This window comes from Caulobacter sp. Root343 (assembly GCF_001425745.1).
GTDB lineage: Bacteria > Pseudomonadota > Alphaproteobacteria > Caulobacterales > Caulobacteraceae > Caulobacter.
In genome coordinates, this window is record NZ_LMDF01000010.1 from 145703 (window position 1) to 162185 (window position 16483).

The 16483-nt window shown below is 66.1% G+C and carries 17 protein-coding genes; 2 read left to right on the forward strand and 15 right to left on the reverse strand.

Annotated features, from left to right (window positions below; all coding sequences use genetic code 11):
- Positions 1 to 263: 263 nt before the first annotated feature.
- From ASC70_RS21555 to ASC70_RS21575, 5 genes are all read right to left on the reverse strand, one after another.
- On the reverse strand, positions 264 to 653 hold the full coding sequence (locus ASC70_RS21555; RefSeq protein WP_056054442.1) for a MerR family transcriptional regulator: 390 nt from the start codon (positions 651 to 653) through the stop codon (positions 264 to 266).
- Positions 654 to 682: 29 nt separating this feature from the next.
- A complete protein-coding gene (locus tag ASC70_RS21560; RefSeq protein ID WP_056054444.1) occupies positions 683 to 1006 on the reverse strand; it encodes a 2Fe-2S iron-sulfur cluster-binding protein in 324 nt (107 codons plus the stop codon).
- A 133-nt stretch (positions 1007 to 1139) separates the two neighbouring features.
- A complete protein-coding gene (locus ASC70_RS21565; RefSeq protein ID WP_056054447.1) occupies positions 1140 to 1916 on the reverse strand; it encodes an SDR family NAD(P)-dependent oxidoreductase in 777 nt (258 codons plus the stop codon).
- 69 nt (positions 1917 to 1985) lie between these two features.
- Positions 1986 to 2483 carry a flavin reductase family protein gene (locus ASC70_RS21570; RefSeq protein WP_156396284.1) on the reverse strand — a complete coding sequence of 166 codons (498 nt, stop codon included), beginning with the start codon at positions 2481 to 2483 and terminating at the stop codon, positions 1986 to 1988.
- A gap of 76 nt (positions 2484 to 2559) precedes the next feature.
- On the reverse strand, positions 2560 to 2958 hold the full coding sequence (locus tag ASC70_RS21575; RefSeq protein ID WP_056054453.1) for a VOC family protein: 399 nt from the start codon (positions 2956 to 2958) through the stop codon (positions 2560 to 2562).
- Positions 2959 to 3143: 185 nt separating this feature from the next.
- Between ASC70_RS21575 and ASC70_RS21580 the strand changes: the two genes are divergently transcribed.
- A complete protein-coding gene (locus ASC70_RS21580; RefSeq protein ID WP_056054454.1) occupies positions 3144 to 5075 on the forward strand; it encodes an NAD(P)/FAD-dependent oxidoreductase in 1932 nt (643 codons plus the stop codon).
- 107 nt (positions 5076 to 5182) lie between these two features.
- Here ASC70_RS21580 and ASC70_RS21585 read toward each other — a convergent pair whose 3' ends face one another.
- Complete coding sequence (locus tag ASC70_RS21585; RefSeq protein WP_056054457.1) at positions 5183 to 7588, reverse strand: TonB-dependent receptor; 2406 nt, start codon at positions 7586 to 7588, stop codon at positions 5183 to 5185.
- Between the two features lie 208 nt (positions 7589 to 7796).
- Here ASC70_RS21585 and ASC70_RS21590 point away from each other — a divergent pair, with 208 nt between their 5' ends.
- A complete protein-coding gene (locus tag ASC70_RS21590; protein WP_056054460.1) occupies positions 7797 to 8594 on the forward strand; it encodes an SDR family oxidoreductase in 798 nt (265 codons plus the stop codon).
- Between the two features lie 30 nt (positions 8595 to 8624).
- Here the strand turns inward: ASC70_RS21590 and ASC70_RS21595 are convergent, their stop codons facing one another.
- From ASC70_RS21595 to ASC70_RS21635, 9 genes are all read right to left on the reverse strand, one after another.
- A complete protein-coding gene (locus tag ASC70_RS21595) occupies positions 8625 to 9584 on the reverse strand; it encodes an aldo/keto reductase (RefSeq protein ID WP_056054464.1) in 960 nt (319 codons plus the stop codon).
- Between the two features lie 40 nt (positions 9585 to 9624).
- Positions 9625 to 10689 carry a Rieske 2Fe-2S domain-containing protein gene (locus ASC70_RS21600; protein WP_056054467.1) on the reverse strand — a complete coding sequence of 355 codons (1065 nt, stop codon included), beginning with the start codon at positions 10687 to 10689 and terminating at the stop codon, positions 9625 to 9627.
- A 350-nt stretch (positions 10690 to 11039) separates the two neighbouring features.
- The gene (locus ASC70_RS21605; protein WP_056054470.1) at positions 11040 to 11522 is read right to left on the reverse strand and encodes an Lrp/AsnC family transcriptional regulator; all 483 of its coding nucleotides are present in this window, start codon (positions 11520 to 11522) and stop codon (positions 11040 to 11042) included.
- Positions 11519 to 12067, reverse strand: coding sequence for an Lrp/AsnC family transcriptional regulator (locus ASC70_RS21610; protein ID WP_200939259.1), 549 nt, complete (start codon positions 12065 to 12067; stop codon positions 11519 to 11521). Before ASC70_RS21610 ends, ASC70_RS21605 begins: the two co-directional genes overlap by 4 nt.
- A 20-nt stretch (positions 12068 to 12087) precedes the next feature.
- A complete protein-coding gene (locus ASC70_RS21615; protein WP_056054475.1) occupies positions 12088 to 12903 on the reverse strand; it encodes a sugar phosphate isomerase/epimerase in 816 nt (271 codons plus the stop codon).
- Positions 12904 to 12908: 5 nt separating this feature from the next.
- Positions 12909 to 13943, reverse strand: coding sequence for a 4-hydroxy-2-oxovalerate aldolase (dmpG, locus tag ASC70_RS21620; RefSeq protein ID WP_056054477.1), 1035 nt, complete (start codon positions 13941 to 13943; stop codon positions 12909 to 12911).
- The gene (locus ASC70_RS21625; protein ID WP_056054480.1) at positions 13940 to 14881 is read right to left on the reverse strand and encodes an acetaldehyde dehydrogenase (acetylating); all 942 of its coding nucleotides are present in this window, start codon (positions 14879 to 14881) and stop codon (positions 13940 to 13942) included. Before ASC70_RS21625 ends, dmpG begins: the two co-directional genes overlap by 4 nt.
- Positions 14882 to 14894: 13 nt before the next feature.
- Entirely contained in the window at positions 14895 to 15677 is a 783-nt protein-coding gene (locus tag ASC70_RS21630; RefSeq protein ID WP_056054482.1) for a fumarylacetoacetate hydrolase family protein, read from the reverse strand.
- Positions 15670 to 16482 carry an alpha/beta fold hydrolase gene (locus tag ASC70_RS21635; protein ID WP_056054485.1) on the reverse strand — a complete coding sequence of 271 codons (813 nt, stop codon included), beginning with the start codon at positions 16480 to 16482 and terminating at the stop codon, positions 15670 to 15672. The genes ASC70_RS21630 and ASC70_RS21635 overlap by 8 nt, the downstream gene beginning before the upstream one ends.
- Position 16483: the final 1 nt, after the last annotated feature.

Below are 16483 nucleotides of genomic sequence, written 5' to 3' on the forward strand. Positions count from 1 at the left end.
GAGGCGAAGACCGGGCGGCGCGCCTTGGCGGGCCACTCTTTCACTCCGCATCCAGAAAGACGTCGCCCTTCATGCGCAACGCCGTCAGATGGCAAAAAGAAGGGCTCGGTGTTGAACACACCGAGCCCCGCGAGAATTGGGAGGAACACCCACCGGATGGGCAGAGCCGTCCGGCTCACAACTCAACCATGCCGTCGCGCGGACAAGGAGGCAAGTATTTTCGTACGATATCGTACTATTTATTATCAGCCATAAAACTCAGGTCAGGCGCTTGTCATGGGTGCGGCCCAGTCGGCGATAAGGGCGCGGATCTTGTCCTGCTGGGCTTGGGCTGCACGAGCTTGGATCCGCAATTCGGCGACAACGGCGGGCCCGATCTCATCCGCTCCCAAAACGATTTGAGCGGCCCGCCGGACCGACACTCCGGCCTGGCGAAGGTCGCGGATCACCGTCAGCCGCGCCACCGCCGCCTCGTCCAGCCACCGCTGGCCCCGCGCGTCGCGGCCACAGTCAACCAGGCCCAGTTCCTCGTAGTGACGGATTGCTCGGTAGGTAATGCCTAAGCTGGTGCGCACGGCGGCAATCGACGCTCGGTGCGGCGGCGTCCGGGCGACCGGCGACCAGTCGGTGTCAGTGGCAGCTTCCAACCCCATGGGCTTGGCCCTCTCTTGTCTCTTCGGTTCTATTGCTGAGCGGCGGGCAGATGGACGACCAGGCCGTCCAGCGCCTCGCTGATGGTGATCTGGCAGGACAGGCGCGAGCGGTCCGGGTCCACTTCCAACGCAAATTCCAGCATGTCGGCCTCTCCGCCTTGCGGCGGACCCACGCGCTCGCGCCAGGCCTCGTCGACATAGACGTGGCAGGTGGCGCAGGCGCAGGCGCCGCCGCACTCTGCGTCGATCCCCGCGACGCCGTTGCGAGTGGCCGCCTGCATCACCGAAATCCCGGCGCTGGCCTCGACATCGCGCCGCGCGCCGTCGAGCTGGACGAAGGTGATCTTGAGCATGTTGGCCTTTGAGAAAGAAACGGAAAAGAACGCGGGGACCGCTCGGATGCTCGTTCGAACGGCCCCCGCTAGGACGCTCGGGAGAGCGTCTGGAGCCAGCGCGCCTGGGAGACTGAAGGCGCGCCGGGGTTCTTCAGGCGTGGACGCCGCCGTCGATGCGGACGATCTCGCCGCTCATGAAGGCGCCGTCCGCGCTGGCCAGCATCGCCACCACGCCGGCCACCTGCTCGGGCTGGCCAAACTGGTAGTCGCCGCGGGCCAGGTGCATGAATAGGCTCATGTCCACGCCCTCGGGAAAATTGGCCGCCGCTGAGGCGGTCATGGCCGTGCCGATGCCGCCGGGGGCGACGGCGTTCACCCGGACCCCGCGCTTGGCGTACTCCCAGGACAGGGCATAGGTCAGGGCCGCGATCGCGCCCTTGCTGGCCGAGTAGGCGCTCATATAGGGGTGGCCGAAGAAGGCCGAGGTCGAGGCGGCGTTGACGATCGAGCCGCCGCTAGCCTCGAGGTGAGGCAGGGCTTCGCGGCAGCATAGGAAGGTGCTGCCCAGATTGATTGCCAGGATTTCATTGAAGGCCTCCAGGGAGGTCTCCGTGGTGTGGCTCGAGCGCAGGATGCCGGCCATGTTCACCAGGGTGTCGAGCCCGCCCTCGGCGGCGACGAAGTTGGCCACCATCGCCTTGACGGCGGCTTCGTCGGCCACCGAAGCGCTCAAGGCCAAGGCGCGGCCGCCATGGCCCGCGGCTGCCTGGGCCAGGCGGAGGGTCTCGTCCAGACCCGCGCCGTTAACGTCAACGGCCAGCACCACCCCACCTTCGGCCGCCAGTCGCAGCACGACTGCCTGACCAATGCCAGAGCCGCCGCCGGTGACGATGATGCGCTTGCCTTTGAACCTGGACCCGTGGGTCATGTCTCCGCCCTCTTTCTCTTCGTTGCTCTTGTCGTTGGCGCCCCGGGGCGGGGCTTCCTTGGCTCAGAGCTACAGGGTTTGGCTGGCCCCGCAGTATCGCGCGTCGGCATAGATGAGCGGCGCGATCTCGCCGTGCATCCGCACCGACGTGATCTTGCCGACGAAGACCCCATGGGTGCCGTAGACCAGACTGTCGTCGCAGACGCAGCTGAGGCTGGCCTGGGCGTCCTCCAGGAAGGGCACCCCGTCGGCATCCTCGCCCCAGGCGCCGGTCGAGAAGCGCTCGGCGCCGGCGACCTGGCCGCCACATCGCTGGGCCAGCTCCAGATGGTCCTGGCCCAGGATGTTGACGCAGAAGCGCGCCCGGTCGTTCAGCGCCCCGTAGAGGGCGGCGGCTTGGTTGACGCAGACCAAAAGCGAGGGCGGCGATAGGCTGAGGCCGTTGACGGCGGTCGCCGCCATGGCCATCGGCCGGCTGTTCCAGTGCGAGGTGATGATCGCCACCGAGCTGGCCAGACGGCGCAGGGCGCCTTTGACTTCCTCGGCGGACGGGGCGACAGGCTCCACGACCGAAACTCCGGTTGCTGATTGGTCTTGGATATCATTATGCGTAGTAATTGCAATAGATCACTACGCATTTCGATCATCCTAGCATCTGAACCGCTTCGATCAGGCGGCCTTCGGGGTCGCGCAGGAACGCCACCTTCAGGTGCATCTCGGCCATGGTGCGGATCGGATCGACGACCTTGGCGCCCGCCGCGGTCGCGGCGGCGACCAGGGCCTCGAGGTCGGTGGTGGTGAAGCCGAGAATGACCTCGCCCGGCGCGGGGCGCGGGCCCTCCAGGAAGGTCAGCAGCACGAACGTCGCGCCGCCCTCCTGGGTAGGGGCATAGAGCACCTCCCGAATGGGGCGCCCTTCGATCTCGGCGTCGACGCGCATCAATTCCTGAAAGCCGAACACCTTGCCGTAGAAGGCGGCGCTGGCGTCCAGGTCGGCCACGACGAGTTTGGTGAAGTTGAAGCTGATCTGGGGCGTGCTCATGCCGCCTCCTCCCTTGTTGTTGTCTCTGAAGCGCTCAATCGCACGCACGGCCTCCGTTTGCGCAGCCGCCCCTTAGGACCACTACGCATGTCGCCGGCCACGCGATTGACAGCGCCAGTCGCTATATTAGTGTGTACTCACAAATTTAAAAGAGCGCCGTCGAGCGGCGTTACGGAGGATCCGTCATGGCCCTGGACGTCCAGTTGCAATCCGCTGCGCCTACCGCGCCCGACCCGCTGGCCGACGCCGCGGCCTTGGCGGCGGCCTTGGCTCAGGCCGACGTCCCCACCCTGCTGATGACCTATGTCGAGCTGACCCGCGACGAGGCGATGCTCGATCGCTTCGCGCCCCACATCGGCCAGGCCTTCGCGCCACCCCCGCCGCCGCCCTCCGACGAGCTACTGGCCGACCTGCGCGCCAAGCTGGAGAAGGCCTTGGCCGAACGCCCCCGGCACGACGAACTGCCGCCGCGCGCCCTGCTGCAGAAGATCATGAGCGTTGGTGTCGGCCAGCCGGTTGATGAGGAGTTCATCCCACTCCTGCTCGACCAGATGGGCCTGGAGCGTCCCGTTCCTCGCAAGCACCGCGCCGAACGCCCCGCGCCCAGCAGCGACTTCCGGGTCCTGGTGATCGGCGCGGGCCTGACGGGCCTGGCCGCCGGCATCAAGCTGGATGAGGCCGGCTACGACTATGTTATCGTCGAGAAGAACCCTGAAGTCGGCGGCACCTGGTACGAAAACACCTATCCCGGCGTGGGCGTCGATACCCCCAGCCACTTCTACTCCTACTCGTTCGCGCTGAACGCCGAGTGGAACCACTACTATCCGCGCGGCCGAGACATGCAGGCCTACTTCCTGCGTATCGCCGACCAGTACGACCTGCGTCGCAACATCCTGTTCGAGACCAAGGTCACCTCTTGCCGCTGGGACGATACCCGCCGCCGCTGGCGCGTGGCCCTGCTACGGCCCGACGGCTCGCGCGAGAGCCTGGAGGTCAATGCGGTCATCAACGCCCACGGCCCCGTCAATCGCTGGTCCTGGCCCAAGATCCCGGGGTTCGACAGCTTCACCGGCGCAAGGCTCCACACCGCCGCCTGGGACCACGGGGTCGACCTGACGGGCAAGAATGTCGTGGTCGTGGGCACGGGGGCCAGCGCCGCACAGCTGGTGCCGGCGATCGCCGAGCAGGCCGGCCGCCTGACGGTGATGATGCGTAGCCGCCACTGGGTGATCCCGCCGGCCGACCATGGGTCCACTGTGCCCGAGGCCGTCAAATGGGCCATGCGCCATATTCCCCACTACGCCGAATGGTTCCGGTTCAAGACCTACTGGGCCGCGGGCGATGGCCTGTTCCCCAACGTCCTGAAGGATCCAGAGTGGCCCGCCAGCGAAACCTCCGTCTCGGCTCTCAACGAGGGAACCCGGCAGTGGGCCCTCGGCTATCTCAACACCGTCTTCGCCGATCGCCCGGACTTGATCGAGAAGCTCACCCCGGACTTTCCGATCTTCTCCAAGCGCATCGTCCTGGACGCCGGCTGGTTCCAGGCCCTGCGGCGGGACAATGTCGACCTGGAGGTCGAGACCATCGACCATATCGACGCCAACGGTCTGGTGCTGAAGGACGGCCGCCGGGTCGAGGCCGACGTGATCGTCTGCGCCACCGGCTTTGACGTGGCCAAGATGGTCGGTTCGCTGGAGATTGTCGGTCGCGACGGGCGCAGCCTGGGCGAAGAATGGGGCGAGGACGACCCCCGCGCCTATCTGGGGGTCACAGTCCCCGGCTATCCCAACTTCTTCCTGACCGTGGGCCCCAACAGCGCGCCCAACCACGCCGCCGGCCAGAACCTGATCTCCGAGACCCAGATCCACTACATCATCGAGTGCCTGGATCTAATGCGCGCTCAGGGCGGAGAGGCCATCGAGCCGACCAAGGCGGCGTTCACCGCCTGGAACGAACGGATCGACGCGCGCATGCGCCAGATGATCTGGACCCATCCCAAGGCCAACAGCTACTACAACAACAAGAAAGGGCGGGTCTTCCTATCCTTTCCCTGGCGTCTGGTGGACTATTGGACGTGGACGCGCAGCCCTGATCCAAGCGCGTTGCAGATCAGTTGATCTGTAGCCTGATTGGAAAGCAAAAAGGCCCGGCGTCATAGACGCCGGGCCTTTTCTATAGGACGCGATGGAGCCCGTCATTTCGGGCTCCCGCCGCTGGCTTCGAGCTAGAAGTTGGTTCTGAGCGTGACGCCAACCTCGCGCGGCGAATTGAGGATCAAGCCTCGATAACCGGACTCAAAGCTTGGCCCAGCGCTCATCGAGAAATCTGAGTTCAGAGTGCTGGTTTGCCGCTGAGCTGTCTGCCCCGCGATGCTGCGGATGCGCTCAACGTTGAACAGGTTACGCGCGAAAACCGTAAGGTCCCACGCGCCACCCGGCCCGCGGACGCCGGCGAACAGGTTCATGATCGGCATGTCGTCGTAATGGTATGCGACCACATCGGAATCGAAGCCTGGGCTGTAGGTGAACAGGCCGCGGATGAACGGCTCAAACCGCCCCCCTGCGAACCGGTACTCGGATGAGAGGGTGGCGCTAAACGGCGCGGCCTCGGCGATCTTCCCGTCGGTGTTGCAGAAGTTGACCTGCTGCCCGGTCGGGACCACCGGAGCGCCCGAGTTCGTGTACGTGTTGCAAGGTCTACGCACATTCTTGAAATGAGCGTCGGTGTAGCTGGCGCTTGCAGAAAGGTCCCAGTTGTACACCGGCCGCGCCGACACCTGGACCTCGACGCCTTTGGCGACTGCATCCCCGTTGTAGTTCAGGTTCAGCGTTGAATCGATCAGGCCATTGCGACCGCTCGCTGTGTTGATCCCCTCAGCCGTCCGAGCGATGTAGCCGTCGAACTTTTGGTAGAAAATGTCAGCCCCGATGCTCACCTTACGGTCGAAGAGGTCGCCCTTGATGCCCCATTCGATCGCATCGGACTTTTCGGGCCTCGTCACCACAAGACTGGGTTCGAGGGGCGCTGTATTGCCCACCGCCGCCACTCCGCCGCGGAACGAGCGACCATAGGAGACGTAGGTCGTCAGGTCATCGCTAAGCTTGTAGGAAATGTTGGCGCCGCCGGTCGTCGCCGAATAGGTCTTGTCGGCATCGACCTGGGGCAGCGTGGCGAAGTTCTTGAGCACCGTCGTACCCGCTGCGGTGACCGTCAAATAGCTTTGCGCCAGCGTGTGGTAGTGCGTGTAGCGCAACCCGGCTTCGATCTTGAGCCTGTCGGTGAGATCGTACGAGACACTGCCGAACACTGATTTCGTCTTGGCGCGGTTGGGGATCTCAATTCCAACCGAGACAGGACTCAAGGTGTAGAGCGGGAACGTCGAGATCGTGCCCAAAGCTGGCGGCAGGCCGAGAAGCGCCGCGGGCACCGCGGTGATGAACTGATCTCGCGGCTGGGACACGGTAGTCGGCGACCAGACGCGATAAAGGTTCGCGCCGACCATGTAGTTCAGTCGCCCCTCGCCCTTCGAGTTCAGCCGCAGTTCGTAGTTGTACGTGTCATAGGGTGCGACGACATGCTGTTGGTCGGCGTAGTTAGGGATCGCGTTGCCGATATCCTGGTCCCGCGATTGATCGAGCTTGGCCTTCTGGCGACCCAAGTTCAGTGAGAGGTTCGACCACCCCAAGTCGAGACTGCCTTGAAGCGTCAGCGTATCGGCCCTCGACTTGAACCGCTCGACACCATCGACAACGGAAATCCTGTCTCTGATCGTGGCGCTTGGGCCGTTGGGGATAAGGCTCGCCGAGGGCAAGGGGCCCGCAGCTAGACGTGCGCCGGAGCCAACCACCTGCGGATACTGATCGTTGGTCGCCTCGAGGTGCTGATAGACGAGATTGATACTCAGCGTGTCAGTCGGTTGGGCCGCGATGGTCAGTCGACCGCTCTTGGTGCGGCTCTTGGACTTGTCGCCTCGGGTGACGTTGCGGACCTGATTAAGGTCGTTGCGATCCGACAGCCCAGACAAGCGCAGGGCCAGCTTGCCCTCGACGAGCGGCACCGAAACCGCGCCTTGCAGGTTGCGGGCGCTTCGGTCTGAAAGGGTGGCCTGGGCGTAGCCTTCAAAGCTGTTGAGCGACGCCGGCTTGGTGGTCAACGTGATCGCCCCAGCAGGCGAAGTACGCCCGCGCAGCAGGCCCTGGGGCCCGCGCAGCACTTCGATCTGGCCTACGTCATAGACCGCCGAAAAAGCGACCTGGGCGTCGATTGGCATTTCGTTGAAGTAGGTGTCGACGGCCGGCGCGGCACCTGAATCCGGATCAAATGCGATGCCGCGCAGGGTGGCGGTATTGGACCGTCCATCGTTATTGCTCAGCACCAAGCCCGGCGCCAGTTGAGCGACGTCCTTGAAATCGAAGATGTTCAGCTTCTTGATCTGCTCGCCCGTGGCAACGTCAACGGACATCGCCACGTCCTTCAGCAATTCACTGCTGCGCGTCGCAGTGACGACGATCTCCTCGACCGAGACGCTGTCGGCCGGCTTGGCTTGTTGAGCATGCGCGGCCTGAGCCAGCGCCATGGCGGCCACGCCGCCGAGCAACGCGCGCAGACGCGCGCCTTGGTGATTGATCACGATATCCCTCCCAATTGACTTCTTTTTGCGGTGGCTGAGCCCGGCACTTTGGAGACTCGCGATCGCTGCGCCGACCCAACGCCCGAGGGCGGAGGATCATGATATGCGTTGCGATTAGCCCAGAGCTTGCCGCACTCAGTCACTTGATGTTTATTACAGTCGAAGTTTGCGCAGCATTTTTGATCTTCGTCAACGCAAAGGCAAGGCGATGCCTTCAGGCAACCCGCTCAACGCGCAATGGGCCCTGGTCACCGGCGCAGCGTCGGGCATTGGCCGCGCCCTGGCCCTGGAGGCGGCCAACGAGGGTCATCACCTAGCGCTGATCGATTTCGACGACGCGGGACTTGTCGAGACCGCGCGTCTGGCGAGGTCGAAAGGCGCCACCGTGCGCCAGGCGCAAGCTGACGTCAGGGACCGCGGCGCTCTGGAAGCGGCTTGCGGTCAGTTGCTGCAAGATGGCTCGGTGGCTCTGGTTTTCGTCAATGCGGGCGTCTTGCGAGCCGGCCCGCTCTGGATGATGCCCGCCGCCGAGGTCGACCTGGTGCTGGACGTCAATCTGAAGGGCGCGATCAACACCCTGGCGACGGTGACGCCGCGCCTACTGGCCCAGTCCCAAGGGTCGCGCGTCGTGGTCACCGCTTCGGTGGGCGCCCTGACGGCCGCGCCGGAACTGGGCGTCTACAGCGCCAGCAAGCACGCGCTATGGGCCCTGTGCGAGTCCTATCAGCGCGACCTGCGCGCGCTCGCCGCGTCGGTCGAGGTGACCCTGCTCTGCCCGGGCGCGGTGGCCACCGGCTTGGCCGATCATGAGGGCGCGATGGCCCAGACGATGCGTGAGCGGATGGCCGGCCCGTCGGCCCTGTCGGCCCAGGCCCTGGCTCGGCGCACGTTCGAGGCGCTTCCGACCGCGGGTTTCTGGCTCTTCCCGCAACCCGACTATCTGACGCCGATCCGCCGCAGGCTGCAGCGCATTATCGACCAGGAAGACCCGGTCGCCCGACGGTAGGCCTGCGGACGACCGGTCATGAGGCCAAGATCAGGCGGCCAACTCGGCCACGGCCTCGGCGGACAGGTTCAGCGATAGGGCCGAGAAGGCGTCGTCGAGTTGATCGGGACGGCTGGCGCCGATGATCGGAATGGTCAGGCGCGACTGGTTGATCAGCCAGGCCAGGACCACGGCGTTGACCGAGGCGCCCAGCGCCTTGGCCTTGGCCTGCACGCGCGGCAGGCGGGCGCGATTGGCGTCATTGAGGTACATGGCCGCCAGTCCCTCCGGCAGCCCCGCCTCTCCGCCATCGGCCAACTTGCTGAACACGCCGCGGCTCTGGCCGGCATAGGGAATGACCGGCAGGTCGACGTCGGCGAAGGCGGCGTCATAGTAGCGACCATAGCCCTGGGCGGCCGCAGCCTCGGCGTTCGGCGTGGCAAGGCCCCAGAACGGCTGGAAGGCGGCAAAACCGGCATGCCCCTTGCCTGCGGCATAGGCCTGGGCCTCGACAAGACGCTCAGGGCTCCAGTTGGAGGCGCCGAAGGCGCGGATTTTCCCCGCCGACTGCTCGGCGATCAGGGCGTCAATGAGTTCGCCGACCGGCACCGACGGATCGTCCGCATGCAGCCAGTAGAGGTCGATCGCGTCGACCTGCAGGTGCTCCAGGCTTTCAGCCAGATCCTTGGCGACGTCAGCGGGATTGGCGCGCGAGCGATAGTCGCCGACCCGCAGGTCGAAGAAGCCGCCCTTGGTGGCGACCACCACGTCCTGGCGACGCTGGCTCTTCAACCAGGCGCCGATGGCGCGCTCGCTGGCCCCGGCCGGCGCGCCAGGGATCCAGTCGCCATAGGACCGGGCGGTGTCGATGAAGTTGCCGCCCAGGGCCACGAAGCGATCGAGCACCGCATCGACACGGCCCTGGTCCAGGGCCGTGCCGAACATGTTGGAGCCCAGACACAGGCGGCTGACCCGAAGGTCGGTCTTGGGCAGCAGAACCTTGTCGGTCATGAGAACTCCGTCGAGGGCGTGATGGCTAGTGGCGCGGGTCTTAGGCGACGCGCTGATTGTGCGGCGGCATGCCCCGCACGGCGTGGAAACCGTTGGCCTTGGCCTGGAACTCGCCGGCCAGGGCGCGCGGGTGGAAGAACTGCTGGTACCAGATGCGGACCTTGCCGAAGGCGCCGTCGCCAGGCACCACCAGCGGGCTGACGCAGGCGCGCTTGTTGGCCCAGATCTCAAAGTCCTGGGCCAGTGCCGCCAGGCTTCCCGCCTGATAGAGGCGGGCGGTCTCAGCGTCCTGGGGCGTAGCCACCGCATTGGGCGAGCGCCACAACAGGCCGTGCCAGGCCCGCACCGAGCCATCCTCGACCGGCGTGTGGGTGATGAACATCACCGAGTCGCCGTCGTTGAAATAGGACACCAGAACTCCCGGCCCGGTGTACCAGGTGTCGGTCTCCAGCATCTGGCCGGGCGCGAGGCTGCGATGGGGCGCGCCCTGCTTTTGCCGCGCCACCACCCCGTCGATCTCGTTGTGGAAGTACTCGCACGGCCCGCCGTGCGTGGGGCCCAGATGGGCGACGTCGGCGATATTGTCGACGATCTCCTTCTGGTGGCAGGGCAGCACGCCAAGCTCGTCGAAGATCCAGCGGACATAGGAAGGGTCGTCCCACTCCGGCAGCGTGGGCAGGTCGAAATCCGGCTCGCCGCCCTCGGCGTCGTGCCAGGCGAAGATCGCGCCGTAGCGCTCGACCACCGTCCAGGACTTGATCCTGGCCGCCGCTGGGATCGGTCCGTTGAAATAGGGGATCTGGTCGCAGCGCCCGTCAGGGCCGAAACGCCAGGCGTGATAGGGACAGCGGATGGAGTCGCCCTCCACGTGGATCTTGTCCTGGATCACGTACGACGTGGTGTTCTTGGCCAGGTGCGTGCCCATGTGCGGGCAGTAGGCGTCGACCATGTAGGCCGTCCCGCTCTGGCCGCGATAAAGAACCAGGTCCTGGCCGAAGAAGCGCTCCGCGCGCGGCATGCTGGTCACGCTCGCCGCATCGGCGACCATGAACCACCCTCTGGGGAAGGTGTTTGGACCCAGATCATAGTCCTGCGTTTGCGCCACGTTGTCCTCCGCCGGGATCTCGCGTCCCGCCTGATAGGCTCGTGATACCACGCCGCCGTTACTCCGCGAAAGGAGTAATATACGGACCAATTATATTTGTTTGCGTAGTTCGTAGAGCATTTTTCGACGCATCGTCGGGCGCGCGGCCGAGTGCGGGGCGAAGCTTCGCGCAACGGTACAATAGTGTACTATTAAAACAAGGGGTGATCGCGGGTTCGGAGCGCCGACTGAAGCGGATCGCGGCAGGCGCGCGCCGCGAACACCAACGGTCGCAGACGGCCCGGCGATCAGGAAGGTTAGCGCTACGAATGAGCCGACGTCCGGCCGCTCGGACCGAACGCCGTCAGGGCCTAGTCGTCGAGCGGCTTGGGCCTGGTGATGCGCGCCATGCGCACGTCGTATTTGAAGCTGTGGATCGCGGTCGAGACTTCCACGTCGCGCACGCCCGGCAGGGTCTTGATGCGCGCGCGGATCAGATCATCGACCTGCTCGACGCTCTTGAACAGCCCCATGGCCATCAGATTGTAGCGTCCCAGTAGGACGATCACGCAACCGATCTCTTCGATCGCCGACAGGTCCTCGGCCAGGGCCGATACCCGGCCAGGATCGGCATGAATGCCCATCATTACCAGGTTGGGCGATCCGGCCATGCGGAAGTCGGTGACGACCGTGAACTGGACCAGGCCTTCCTGCTGCAGACGCTTGAGGCGCGTGCGGATCGTGCCTTCGGTGACCCCGAGGTCGGCGGCGATCTGGCGGTTGGAAACGCGCGCGTCCAAGCCGAGCGCGGCGACGATCTTGCGATCCAAGTCATCGAGACGGGGGGCGATCATAGGGGCGCCACGTTGAATTCGAATTTGACGATATCGGCCGCGATGCCCGGATTTAGAGCGCTCACGCCTGGGATGGCCGCGACATGATCAATGAGAAACAGGCGGATCTCATCGAATTCGCGAAGGACCACGAGCATTTCGAGATCGTAGGGCCCGCTCATCAGGCTGACGCTGAACACCTCCGGCAAGGCCGCAAGGTCTTCGGCCACAGCTTTGGAGTCGCGGCCATGCACCTTCACCCCCACGGCGATCAGGATGTTGTAGTCGTGGGCTGCGAAGTCGGAGACGGCGACCACGCGCATGGCCTTGCTCTCGTCCAGGCGCTTGAGACGCGCCGAGACCGTGCTCGGCGTGACGCCCATGCGTTCGGCGATCTCCTGATTGGTGGCGCGACCGTTCTGCCTCAGGATGTCGATGATGCCGGCGTCGACCTCGTCCAGGGTCGGGGCGCCCGACCGTTTGCCACGTCTAATCTGCATCGCGCCGGGGTCTTTCTCCGCATTTTCAGCCTCAAGCCTCGACGCTAAAGAGATTTGCGCGGCCAAGCGACCAAATTTGTCCGTATTTAGACGACTTCGTACGATAAGGCCTTGCGTGCGCCGGCCACCGCGCGCGCCACGCGGTCGGTCCGCGACACGCCCGCCTCAAGGGCTTGGCCGAGCGGCGACTCCACACTGAGCCGCGCCACGGACGGCATGGCCGCCAGAAAGCCCGCCACGTCCAGTTGCCCCTCGCCCGGGGCCAGACGCTCGAACGCGGCTTCGCGGTCGCGCGCCTCGGCCGGGCAATCCAGGGGCCCATCGCAGAGCTGGCCGTAGACAAGCCGCCCCGCCGAGGCCTTGCCCAAGGCCGCCACGCCCTCTCCGCAACGCACCAAATGGAGAAGATCGACATTGACGCCGAGGCCCGGCGCATCGACCGCCTCGACCAACGTCAGAGCGTCTGACAGCGAGCGCACCTGAGAGGCGGGAAAGAACTCGACCGCCGTGACCAGGCCGTGATCGCGCGCCAGCTGCGCCAGGCGGGTCAGTCGGCCCACGCGCCGGTCGAGGTCTCGGTCGTAGACGAGGACGTTGATCCCGAAGGCGCCCAGGGCCGCCGCCGCCGCCAGCGCCGGCACGAACCCTTCCGGATCGGTCGCCCCGGCCAGGGTGAAGGGGTAGGCCAAGTCGATCTGCAGGCCCAGCGCGTCCCGCCGCGCCACGCATTGCGCCCGAGCCGCGCTATCGGCCACCAGATCGAACACGGGCATCTGCGGCAAGACCGACAACGGATGCAGGAATAGGCTCACCGCCTGGCAGCCGGCGCTGGCCGCCAGGTCCATCAACTCCAGCGGGCCGGCGTCGACGGCCGTCAGGTGATCGAGCGCCAGCCGCCGCATCGCACTCACGCCGCCGATTTGGCCTTCAGGAGATCGAGCGCCACGTCGACGATCATGTCCTCCTGCCCGCCGACCATGCGCCGACGGCCCAGTTCGACCAGGATCTCGCGGGTGTCGAGCCCGTAGTCCCCCGCCGCCTTTTCCGCATGGCGCAGGAACGAGGAATAGACCCCCGCATAGCCCAGGCTCAGGGTTTCGCGGTCCACCCGGACCGGGCGGTCCTGCAGCGGACGCACCAGGTCCTCGGCCGCGTCCATCAGGGTCATCACGTCGCAACCGTGGTTCCAGCCCTTGCGATCGACCGCGGCGATGAAGACTTCCAGCGGCGCGTTGCCCGCCCCTGCCCCCATACCCGCCAGACTGGCGTCGATGCGCACCGCCCCGGTCTGGGCCGCGACGATCGAGTTGGCCACGCCGAGCGCGAGATTGTGGTGGGCGTGCATGCCGCGCTGGGTCTCGGGCTTGAGCACACGGTCATAGGCCTGCAAGCGCTCGCGCACCCCATCCATGTCCAGCGCCCCGCCGCTGTCGGTGACGTAGACGCATTGCGCGCCATAGGATTCCATCAGCGCCGCCTGGGCCGCCAGGGCGTCGGCGTCGATCATGTGGCTCATCATCAGGAAGCCGGCCACGTCCATGCCCAGGTCCCGGGCCATGCCGATATGCTGGCGCGAGACGTCGGCCTCGGTGCAGTGGGTGGCCACCCGAACCGACCGGACGCCCAAGGCGTGGGCCCGGCGCAGCTCCTCCACAGTGCCCACGCCCGGCAGGATCAGAGTGGTCAGGATCGCCCGGTCCAAGACCTCGGCCACGGCTTCCAGCCACTCCCAGTCGGTGTGGGCGCCAAAGCCGTAGTTGAAGCTGGCGCCGCTCAGACCATCGCCATGGGCGACCTCGATGGCGTCGACGCCGGCCTTGTCGAGGGCCGCGGCGATCGCCCGCACATGGTCCAGGCCGTACATGTGGCGAATGGCATGCATGCCGTCGCGCAGGGTCACGTCCTGGATGTAGAGCTTGTCGCGGGAAGGATCGAAGATCATGCGGCGGCCCTCCGGGCGGCGATACGCTGGGCGAGCTTCTCGCCGGTGGCCTTAGCCGCGGCGGTCATGATGTCGAGATTGCCCGAATAGCTGGGCAGGTAGTCGCCCGCCCCTTCGACTTCGAGATAGACGGCGGTCTTGAGGCCTTCGAACTCGCCCTGACCGGGGATCTTCAGGCGATTGTTGGAGCCGTAACGCTCGAACTGCACCTCTTGCTTGAGGCGGTAGCCGGGCACGTAGGCCTGGACGGCCGCCACCATGGCCTCGACCGAAGCGCGCACCGCGCCCTCGTCGGCCGGGTCGCTGAGGGTGAACACCGTGTCGCGCATGATCATCGGCGGCTCGGCCGGATTGAGGATGATGATCGCCTTGCCGCGCTCGGCCCCGCCGACAGTCTCGATGGCGCGGGCCGTGGTGCGGGTGAACTCGTCGATATTGGCCCGGGTGCCGGGTCCGGCCGAGCGCGAGGACACCGAGGCGACGATCTCGGCGTAGCGAACCTTGGCCACTCGACTGACCGCCGCGACGATCGGGATCGTCGCCTGGCCGCCGCAGGTGACCATGTTGACGTTGGCCGCGTCGAGATGGGCCTCCAGATTGACCGTCGGCACGGTGAACGGGCCCAGCGCGGCCGGCGTCAGGTCGACCACCCGCTTGCCGTCGGCTCGCAGCGCCGCGTCATGGACCTTGTGGGCGTAGGCGGAGGTGGCGTCGAAGACGATATCGATCTCACCATAGCCTGGCAGGGCGCGCAGCCCGTCCAGCCCCTCGGCCGTGGTCACCACGCCGCGGGCCCGCGCCAGGGCCAGGCCCTCGGACTGGGCGTCGATGCCGACGACGGCGGCCAGTTCCATGTTCTGGGGATTGTTGAGCATCTTGATCATCAGATCCGAGCCGATATTGCCCGAGCCGATGATGGCGGCCTTGACCTTGGTCACCGCAGGTCCTCCGTCAGACGAAGCGGGCCGCGCACGCGCCCACTCCCAAAAGGTTCATTTCGAAGACGTCGCCGGGCCGGGCCGGCTCCAGGGGCACAAGGCTCCCCGACAGGATCACATCCCCCGCCTTCAGCGGTTCGCCATAGGCGCCCAGGGTGTTGGCCAGCCAGGCCACCGCCTCGAGCGGCGAGCCCTGCACGGCCCGGCCGTAGCCCTCCGACAGCGGCGCGCCGTTCTTGGTCACTTCGACCTTCAGCGCCGGCAGGTCGTGATCGCGCGGATCGGCTCGGGCCTCGCCCAGGACGAAGACGCCGCAGGAGGCGTTGTCGGCGACGGTGTCGACGATGCCGATCCGCCAGCCCTCGATGCGGCTGTCGACGATCTCGAAGCACGGGGCGATGGCGGCGGTGGCCGCCAGCACATCCTGGGCGGTGACGCCCGGTCCGTTGAGATCCTTGTCCAGCAGGAAGGCGATCTCGGCCTCCGCACGCGGCTGGATCAGCCCGTGGGCGGCGATGTCGATGGTCTCGCCGCGCACCCACATCCGGTCGGTCAGGAACCCGAAGTCGGGCTGGTGCACGCCCAGCATGTCCTGCACCGCCTTGGACGTGACGCCGATCTTCTTGCCCACCACCGTCTCGCCATCGGCGATCCGCCGGGCCAGGGTGTCGAGCGAGATCGCATAGGCGTCGTCGATCGTCAGCGACGGATCGGTCTCGATCAGCGGCGCCACGACAGTGCGCCCGCGCAGCGCATCATAGAGGATCCCGCCGTAGCGGCGCGCCGTCTCACCCACGCAGGAACTCCACGCTGTAGCGGTTGAACTCGACCGCCCGCTCGACCTGGACCCAGTGGCCAACCTTGTTGAAGGTCATGAACCGCGCGTCGACGCAGGCCTCCAGGAAGCGGTTGGCCCCACTGGCCGGCAGGAACTGGTCCTGTAGCCCCCAGAAGCCCAGGATCGGCATGGCAAGCTCGGCCAGGCGCGGGGCCAGGTTGGGCGTGCGCATGCGCGCCAGCACGTCCTTGGGCTGGGTGCGGGCGACAGCGAAGCGCTCGGCGATCAGCGCGTCGCTGATCTGGCTGGGGTCGTAGACAAGGTTGGAGACCAAGCGCTTTTGGTCCTCGATCGAGAAGTCGGGACCGCCGAAGTCGCTGACCATCCGCGCGATGCCGGGCATGGCGAAGTAGATCTCGCGCTCTTCGATGCAGCCGGGCGACATCAGGATCAGGCGATCGACGAAGCTCGGCGCATCCAGGGCGATCTGCAGGGCGATGCCGCCGCCCAGCGAGTTGCCCACCAGGGTGGCGCGGTCCACGCCGTGGGCCTTGAGCGCGTCCATCAAGGTGTCGGCGAAGAGGTCGAGCGTGTAGTCGATCCCCTCGGGCTTGGACGAGGCGCCATAGCCGATCAGGTCGGGCAGGATGATCCGATAGCCGGCGGCTACGAAGGCCTCGATGTTGAGGCGGAAGTTGGAGACGCCGCTGGCCCCCGGGCCGCTGCCATGGATGAAGACCACGGCCGGCCCCGATCCGGTCTCGTTGACGCAGATTTCATGGCCGTCGCGCACTTTGTGACGGCGGGTGACGATATCGCTCATC